We start from the raw sequence: 8360 nt of genomic DNA on the forward strand, positions 1-8360 counted from the left end.
CACGATATAGCCGCCGGCGAACGGGGCGTTGCGCGCCACCACGAAGCCCTCGCGCTCGAAGGCGCGCTGGGTGAAGGCGACCAGCGCCCGCCCGGCCGAGGCGCCGAACCGGTCGCCGAGCACCACCTGCGGGCAGCGGCCGTCGACCCTGGGCGCTGCGCGCAGGGCCTCAGACGGCATCGAGTGGCAGTCGAACAGCACCGCCGACCCGAACGCCTCGCGCGCCCGCTCCAACAGCGAGTCCAGCTTGCCGTGATAGGGCGCGTGGATGGCCTCGATCCGCGCCTCGGCCTCGGCCAGCGAGATCCGGCCGCGATAGATCTCGGCGCCCTCGGCAACGACGCGCGGGATCACGCCGAGCCCAGCGGCGACACGCTGATTGAGCGCCGCCTCGCGCAGGCGCACGCCTTGGATCAGGCTCGGGTCGAGCTCGCCCGGCGCGCGGTTCAGGTCCACCCAGGCCCGGGGCGCGGTGGCGGCGAGGAGCGGCGCGCCGTGCCCCGGCGCGCTGGCGAACAGCTCGTCCACCCTCACGTCCTCCGAGGCGCGCAGCCCCTCGCGCGTCAGGCGGCTGCGGCGCACCAGGTCGTCGGGATAGGCGCGCCCGCTGTGCGGCGAGTCGAACACCGCGCCGCTGGTCAGCCGGGCGGGCTCGAGAAGGCGAAAGGGCGCGGGCGACTCCATGCCGTGCAATCTAGTTCGTCCCCGGCCCGCCTGCACCCCCAATTCGGCGCAGGCCGGGCTTGCGTGAGGCCGCGGCCCGCCGTATACGGCGGCTCTGGCCGCCAAGGCACGGGCGCGTAGCTCAGCGGGAGAGCACTACGTTGACATCGTAGGGGTCGCTGGTTCAATCCCAGCCGCGCCCACCACCCCTCCGCCGGCCCACCGCCGGCCCTCCGTTCGCGCTTCACTCGCCTAAACGAGACATCGCGCCCGGCCGGGGCTGGCCTTTTGCGCGCCATGCCCGAAAACTGGCACTTTGCGGGAGACCGATTCCGCGCCGCCGCGTTTGCCTGCCGGGCAGGGCGGAAGACGACAGAAGCGGCACGAAGGGAGCGCCGGTGGCCTTCTACTACCGCGGAACTGCGACCCTGGCCTACGGCGTGCGCGGCGCCGTTCTGCTGCGCTATCTCGGCCAGCTCGCCATCCCGCTGGCCGGGCTGCCGGCGGTGCCCGGGCTGCTGGCGCTGGCGCTCGGCGACAGGGGCCAGGCGGTGCCCTACCTGGTGCTGGCTGCCGGGCTGCTGGCCGGCGGGCTCGGGCTCGCGCGCATTCCCGCGACCACCAGGCTGCAGCGCAACGAGGCGCTGGTCATCACCGCGCTGGCCTTCCTCGGTGCGGGAGTGATGATGAGCTGGCCGTTCAGCTCTGCAGCGCCCAGCTATGTCGACGCGCTCTTCGAGTCGGTCTCGGCCATCACCACCACCGGGCTGAGCACCCTGCCCACGGTGAACGGCGCCTCGCCCGTCTTCCTGTTCGCCCGCGCCTGGGGGCAATGGTATGGCGGCCTGGTGATCGTGGCGCTCGCGGTTGCCATCGTGCTCGAGCCGGGCACGGTCTCGATGCGCCTGGCCGAGGGCGAGTTCGACACCGAGAACATCGTCGGGGGCGCCCGGGTGCGCGCGCGCCGGGCGCTGCTCTACTACTCCGCCATTACGGCAGCGGGCACGTTCGCGCTCATCGCGCTCGGCGTGCCGGGCTTCGATTCGCTCCTGCACGTGCTGGCCGCCGTCTCCACCGGCGGCTTCTCCTCGCACGACGCCAGCATAGCGGCGCTCGGGGGGCTGCCCGTGCAGGCCGTGATCTCGGCGATCTCGCTGCTCGGCGCCATCTCGTTCTCGCTGGTCTTCATCGCCTGGCGCCGCGGCTGGCGCACACTGGCGAGGGACCGCGAGCTTCGCCTGATGCTGGTCCTGGTGGTTGCGGTGGCGGTCATGATGGCCGCCGTGCAGTACTGGACGCTGCCCAAGGGCGAGGGACTCTCGCTGCCGCAGGCGCTGGTGCTCGCGGTCTCGGCGCAGACCACGACCGGGTTCTCGAATGTCAACGTGCCCGGGCTCGACGACGGCTCGAAGCTGGTGCTGATCTTCTCCATGCTGATCGGCGGCGATGCCGGCTCGACCGCGGGCGGCATCAAGCTGGGGCGCTTCCTGGTGCTGATCAGCGTGGTCAGCCTCGCCATATTCCGCGCCGCGCTGCCGGCCAAGGCGGTGACCCATGTCAGCATCGGCGGGCAGCGGATCGGCACCGCGATGGTCGAGGGCGTGGTGGCGATCACGCTGATGTATGCCGCGATGATCGCGGCCGCCTGGCTCGCCTTCGTGCTCGCCGGCCATCCCGGGGTGGACTCGCTGTTCGATGTGGTCTCGGCGGCGGCGACCGTGGGGCTGTCGGCGGGGCTGGTCGGCCCCCACCTCGAGACCGGGCTCAAGCTCGTGCTCTGCGCCGTGATGCTGATGGGCCGGCTCGAGGTCGTCGCCGTCCTCATGTTGCTCTATCATCGCACCTGGTTCGCGCACAGAGCGAGGTCTTCATGAGAATCATCATCATCGGCGCCCGGCCCATCGCCGTGGTCGCCGCACGGCTCCTGATCGAGCGCGAGAACGAGGTGGTCATCGTCGACCAGGACGAGGAGGAGATCGACACCTTGTCGGCCGATCTCGACTGCGGCTTCCTCAAGGGCGACGGCTCCAAGCCCGCCATCCTGCGTGAGGCCGGCGTCGGCCAGGGCGACTTCCTGTTCTGCCTGACCGACGACGACGAGCGCAACATCCTCGCCGCTTTGGTCGGCCGCTCGCTGGGGGCCGAGCGCATCGTCGTCAAGGTCGAGGACGGCGAGCTCGAGTCGCTGTGCAAGGAACTGGGGCTGAAGGACGTGATCGTGCCCGACCGCACCACGGGCCAGGCGCTCGCCGACCTGGTCGCCGGCGGGCTCGGCGTCGAGCCGACCTCGGTGGTCAAGCATCACGCGCGCTTCTTCTCCTTCACATTCCGCGAGGAGGAGCCGTGCCCCGCCGCCGAGCTCGGCCTGCCCAGGCAGACGCGTATCGTGTGCATCTACCGCGACAAGAAGCTGCTGCTGCCCGACGACGGGACCGAGATCAAGAAGGGCGACGAGGTGGTGGTGATCGCCCATTCCAGCCACCTCGAGGAGCTGGCCGAGACCTGGGGCAAGGCGCCCGAGCAGGACTGACGCGCCGCCTCACGCCTCACCACGCCGGGCAGCCGCGCCCTCGGCAGCGCCCTCGTCCGCAGGGGCCCCGCCGGCGGCCGCGGCCTCATCCGGGGTAAACAGGATCAGCGTGTCCGCGTCCGCGGCCTGGAACGGATGGCCGGCGGCGTTCAGCCGGACCTCGCCTTCCCCGCTCACCGCGGCGACGACGAGCTCGGGCGGGGCATGCTCGCCGTCGGCCTGCTCGCCATGGGCAAGCGCGTCGCGCAGCCCGGGGTCCAGATCGGCGGCCTTTCGCGTGACGAAGCGCCAGCCTTGCTCGAGGCAGCCTTCCAGCGCGTCCGAATCGTACCCCGGCGCCATCAGCACGCGCCCCATGGCCGAGGCGCGCACGCTGCCCGGGCCGCCGTGGCCCGTCGTGTGACCGGCAAGCTGCAGCGTCCGGCGGGTGCCGACCTCGCCGGCGAACTGCGTGCAGACCAGGGCGTTGTAGGTGTCGTCGTCGGTCGCCGCAAGCACATGCTCAAACCGGTTGAAGTCGAGCCGGTGCTCGGCGAGGTCGGACAGGATCTCGCCCCGGAAGGTCTCGACGCCGGCCTCGCGCGCCTCCTCGAGGTGGTGCGGGTTGGTGTCGGACAGAACCACCGGCACGCCGGTCTCGCCGAAGGTCACGGCGAGCGCGGTCGACCAGCGGTCGGCGCCCACGATCAGCACGCCGTGCCCGGGACCCGCGGCGAGGCCGAGATAGCGCCCCAGCGGCCTGATAGTGAAGCCGTGCAGCACCACGGTGGCAATCACCACGGCGAAGGTCAGCGGCACCAGGCGGCCGCCGTCCGCAAATCCCTCGCTCACCAGGATGGTGCCGAGCAGCCCCGCCATGGAGACCGCGACGATGCCGCGCGGCGCGATCCAGCCCACCAGCAGGCGATGGCGCCAGCTCAGCGCGGTGCCGAACGTCGCCACCAGCGTGCTCAGCGGGCGAACCACGAACATGACCGCCGCGACGAAGGCCAGCGTGCCCCAGCCGAGTTGCGCCAGCATGCCCCGCTCGAGCGAGGCGGCGAGGATGATGAACAGGCCGGAGACCAGGATCACCGTGATGTATTCCTTGAGCCGCCGCATCTGGTCGATGTCGGCCAGCCCGGTATTGGCCAGCGTCACGCCCAGCACGGTGACGGCGGCCAGCCCCGCCTCGTTCTGCAGCACGTTGCCGGCCAGATAGCAGGCCAGGGCGATGCCCAGGATCGCCGGGCCCTTCAGGAACTCGGCGATATGGCCCCGCTCGATCAGGAAGGCGACCCCCTTGCCCACCGCGAAGCCCAGCGCCGCCGCGGCCGCGATGCCGACCGCCGAGAGGCCGAGCACCCGCGCGGTGGCGCCCTCGCCGGCGGTCGCCACCTCCAGCACCACGACGGCAAGCAGCGCGCCGACGGGGTCGTTGACGATCCCCTCCCACTTCAGCACCGCAGCGGTGTCGCGCTCGAGCTTGGCCTGGCGGAGCAGCGGGATGACCACGGTCGGGCCGGTGACCACCAGGATGCCCCCGAGCAGCAGCGCCACCGGCCAGGCCAGCCCGGCCAGATAGTGCGCGGCCGCCGAGCCCAGCGCCCAGGCCAACGGCACCCCCAAAAGCACCATGCGCCGCACCGGCGTCTCGATGCCGCGCAGGTCGCGCAGCCGCAGGTGCAGCCCGCCCTCGAACAGGATCACGGCAACCGCGATGCCGATGATCGGCTTGAGCAGCGGGCCGAACTGCGCCTCCGGCCTCAGCCAGCCGATGCCCGGCCCCGCCACCAGGCCCGCCAGCGTCAGCAGCACGATGGCCGGGAAGTGGAACCGCCAGGCCAGCCACTGCGCGCCGACGCCCAGCGCGCCGACCAGCACGATGGTGTTGACCAGCTGGCTTTCCATGCGCCCCCTCCGCCTCGCCCGGCTAACCCCGAACCGGTTGAAAAATAGTGACGCGCGCAAAATTGGCGACTGCAATCGCGCCCAGGACCGCGACCGGGTCGCGACAGCGACCGCCCGCCAACCCCGATGCGCGCACCGGGCCTCCCGGGGGCTCCTTGAGGGGTCTCCTCTCCGCGTCGGCCGCTGGCCCGGCGCCGTCGCTGCCCCGTCTCCGCCCCAGGCCAGCCCGTGCGCGGGCCGCTCAGGCGGCCTTGCGGTTAGCGTTCAGCTTGTCGTCGACCAGCGCCACGGTCTCGTCCACGGCGGCATTGTGCATGCCCTTCTGCCGGCCCAGCATCTGCACCAGCATGTCGACCCGCTCGATCGCCGGCGCCCCGGCATAGAGCGCCCGCGCCGCCGAGGAGGGCTTGACCAGCCCCTCGGCCGCCCGGGCGTACTTCTCGAACGGCACCAGGTCGTCGTCGCGCGCGCCCAGCGCCTTGCACACCTCGCGCACCCAGTCATAGACCTTGCGCGAGGCCTCCATGTCGGCATGTACCGCCTCCTTGATCGAGCGCGCCTCGCCCGGCGTGACGCAGCGGTAGTTGCCGGTCAGCAGCATCGCCCACTTGGCCAGCGGCACGAACACCGAGTCGTGCACGCGCAGCTTCACCGGCAGTTCCATCGGCCCGTCGCCCGGGTCGTAGCGGATGGCGTCGATCCCCGCCTCCAGCGCCTTCAGGATCGCGGTCGGCGCGTCCGCCTCGAACCGCGCCACCTTGAAGTTGGTAGGCAGGCTGACCTGCAGCACGTTCACCGGCTCCTCGGGCGGGCGGAAGGCCTGCGGGTCCGGGCTGGCCAGCGTCATCAGCGCCGGATCGAAGCCGTCCCAGACGCTTGCGTCGGTGTAGCAGGGCCTGAGCGCCTCGGCGTCGAGGCCGGAGATGCGCCTCAGATAGGCCAGCGGCGGCATGTTCATGATCGACATGCAGGGCACGCGGCCCTTGGCCACGCGCTCGAGCAGCGCCCGCACCTCCGGGTGGCGGTACTGCGGCTCCTGCATGGCCAGCGCCACCAGGTCGTACCGCCCCGGATCGGCCTGGCTCGGCGTGGTGGCCGAAAGCTTACCCGGCGCCTGGCGCGACGAGATTTCAACCAGACCGTCGCGGCCCTTCGCCGGCAGGCGGACCAGCGTGCCCTCGGCATTGATCAGCTCGGCCTCGCTGGGCAGGCACACCAGCGTCGCGTTGTGCCCGGCGAGGATCAGCTTCGTCGCCAGGAGCGAGCCATAGGAAGCGCCGAAGATCAGGATGTCATGGGTCTTCGCCATCGGGGTCTCTCCCGTCAATGTGTGACGTGTCGCTTGCGCGCGGTATCGCCCGACTCGCGGGCGCCGCGCAAACCACCCTGCGAAAAAGCCGGGCCCCGGCTCAGATCGGGTCGATGACCGGCGCGTCCGCCTCGGGAAAGCGGTGGTCCTCGAGATTGGCGCCGGGCCCCTCGCGGTCCACGACCAGGAAATCGTGCACCGGCGCCAGCGCCAGAAGCGGATGGTGCCAGACCCCGCGGGAGAACTGCAGCCCCTGGTCGCCGCGCACCAGGAAGGCGCGGCAGGCCGCCGGCTCGGGCCGCTCGGCCACCACCGCCAGCCATTGCTGGCGCTGCATCGGCACGAAGGCCTGGGTGGCCAGCGGGTGGCACTCGAGCATCGTCACCCGGATCGGCCGCGGCCAGGGCGTGGCGCGGAAGATCGACAGGATCGCCCGGCCCCCCTCGCCCGGCTCGGCCACGGCCAGCGCGTGATAGCGCCGGCAGCGGCCTGCGTTGATCGCCAGGCTGCGCGCGTGGTCGGCCTCGATCACTTGGCCGAACGGCGCGAAGGCCTGCGCGGTCAGGGGCTCGAGGGGCAGGCGCGGTGCCATCTCCCCCTCCCTCAGCCGCCGAACACGCCGGGCGCGCGCAGCTTGGGGTGGCGGTTCACGTCCTTGTAGAGCAGATAGCGGAACGGCCCCGGCCCCCCGGCATAGCAGGCCTGCGGGCAGAAGGCGCGCAGCCACATGAAGTCGCCCGCCTCGACCTCCACCCAGTCGTCGTTGAGCCGGTAGACCGCCTTGCCCTCGAGCACATAGAGCCCGTGCTCCATGACGTGGGTCTCGGCGAAGGGGATCACGGCGCCCGGTGCGAAGGTGACGATGGTCACGTGCATGTCGTGGCGCAGGTCGTCCACGTCGACGAAGCGCGTGGTGGCCCAGCGCCCCTCGGTATGGGCCATCGGCTCGGGCGCGATGTCGCGCTCGTCGGCGATCACCGGGTCCGGCGCGTCGAGCCCGGGCACCGCCTCATAGGCCTTGCGGATCCAGTGGAACCGCACCGGGGCGGACCCGGCGTTGCGCGCGCGCCAGTCGGCCCCGGGCGGGATATAGGCAAAGCCGCCGGGGCCGAGGCCGTGGATCTCGCCGCCCAGCGTCAGCTCGAGCGCGCCGTCGAGCACGAACAGCGCCCCCTCGGCGCCCGGGTCGGGCTCGGGCCGGTCGCTGCCGCCGCCCGGCGCCACCTCCATGACGTATTGCGCGAAGCTCTCGGCGAAGCCCGACAGCGGCCGCGCCAGGATCCAGGCGCGGGTACCTTCCCACAGCGGCAGCCGGCTGGTCACGATGTCGCGCATCACGCCGCGCGGGATGACGGCATAGGCCTCGGTGAGCACCGCCCGCCCGGTCAAAAGCTCGGTCTGCCCGGGCAGCCCGCCCTCGGGCGCGCGATAGCTGCGCTCGGCCATGGCTCAGGCCTCCTTCGGCGCGTGGTGGGCGTGCCAGTGGCGCGCGATGTCGATGCGCCGGGCGAACCAGACCCCGGGCTTCGCCTGCGCGTAATCGAGAAACCGCGCCAGCGCCGCCGCTCGCCCCGGCCGGCCGCCCAGCCGGCAATGCAGGCCGACCGAAAGCATCCGCGCGCCGCCCGCCTCGCCCTCGGCATAAAGCATCTCGAGGCTGTCCCTCAGATAGGCGAAGAACTGCTCGCCCGAGTTGAAGCCCTGCGGCGTGGCGAAGCGCATGTCGTTGGAGTCGAGCGTGTAGGGCACGATCAGGAAGGGCCCCTTCGGTCCCTTCACCCAGTATGGCAGATCATCCGCGTAACTATCTGCTCCGTATATGAATCCACCCTCCCCTATCACCAGCCCCAGCGAGTGCTCGGAGGTCCGCCCGGTGTACCAGCCGAGCGGCCGCTCGCCGGTCGCCTCGCGGTGGATGCGGATCGCCTCGGCCATGTGCGCCTTCTCCTCGGCGCGCGAGAAGTCCCG

General features: G+C 71.7%; 7 protein-coding genes, 1 tRNA gene and 1 pseudogene. 3 read left to right on the forward strand and 6 right to left on the reverse strand.

The genetic code is table 11. The features are described from left to right. On the reverse strand, positions 1-684 hold a 684-nt coding region (locus AC32QD_RS16775), incomplete at its 3' end, for an N-formylglutamate amidohydrolase (RefSeq protein ID WP_492011658.1). 110 nt (positions 685-794) lie between these two features. On the opposite strand from AC32QD_RS16775, the gene AC32QD_RS16780 reads away from it, so the two are divergent. From AC32QD_RS16780 to AC32QD_RS16790, 3 genes are all read left to right on the forward strand, one after another. Continuing rightward, positions 795-869: transfer RNA gene (locus tag AC32QD_RS16780), tRNA-Val, on the forward strand. 192 nt (positions 870-1061) lie between these two features. Beyond that, positions 1062-2537 (forward strand): TrkH family potassium uptake protein, encoded by a 1476-nt coding sequence (locus tag AC32QD_RS16785; RefSeq protein WP_492011659.1) that lies wholly within the window; start codon positions 1062-1064, stop codon positions 2535-2537. Continuing rightward, a complete protein-coding gene (locus AC32QD_RS16790; protein WP_492011660.1) occupies positions 2534-3193 on the forward strand; it encodes a potassium channel family protein in 660 nt (219 codons plus the stop codon). The genes AC32QD_RS16785 and AC32QD_RS16790 overlap by 4 nt, the downstream gene beginning before the upstream one ends. A 9-nt stretch (positions 3194-3202) precedes the next feature. On the opposite strand, the gene AC32QD_RS16795 is transcribed toward AC32QD_RS16790, so the two are convergent. From AC32QD_RS16795 to AC32QD_RS16815, 5 genes and pseudogenes are all read right to left on the reverse strand, one after another. Then, on the reverse strand, positions 3203-5083 hold the full coding sequence (locus AC32QD_RS16795) for a cation:proton antiporter (RefSeq protein WP_492011661.1): 1881 nt from the start codon (positions 5081-5083) through the stop codon (positions 3203-3205). Positions 5084-5324: 241 nt separating this feature from the next. Further along, complete coding sequence (locus AC32QD_RS16800; protein WP_492011662.1) at positions 5325-6392, reverse strand: hypothetical protein; 1068 nt, start codon at positions 6390-6392, stop codon at positions 5325-5327. 100 nt (positions 6393-6492) lie between these two features. After that, positions 6493-6984 (reverse strand): ureidoglycolate lyase, encoded by a 492-nt coding sequence (locus tag AC32QD_RS16805; protein WP_492011663.1) that lies wholly within the window; start codon positions 6982-6984, stop codon positions 6493-6495. An 11-nt stretch (positions 6985-6995) separates the two neighbouring features. After that, positions 6996-7838, reverse strand: a complete 843-nt coding sequence (locus tag AC32QD_RS16810) for a bifunctional allantoicase/(S)-ureidoglycine aminohydrolase (protein WP_492011664.1) — start codon at positions 7836-7838, stop codon at positions 6996-6998. Between the two features lie 3 nt (positions 7839-7841). Then, positions 7842-8360: pseudogene (locus AC32QD_RS16815) on the reverse strand (allantoinase); the annotation flags it as partial.

It is taken from the genome of Thermohalobaculum sp. (assembly GCF_058622915.1).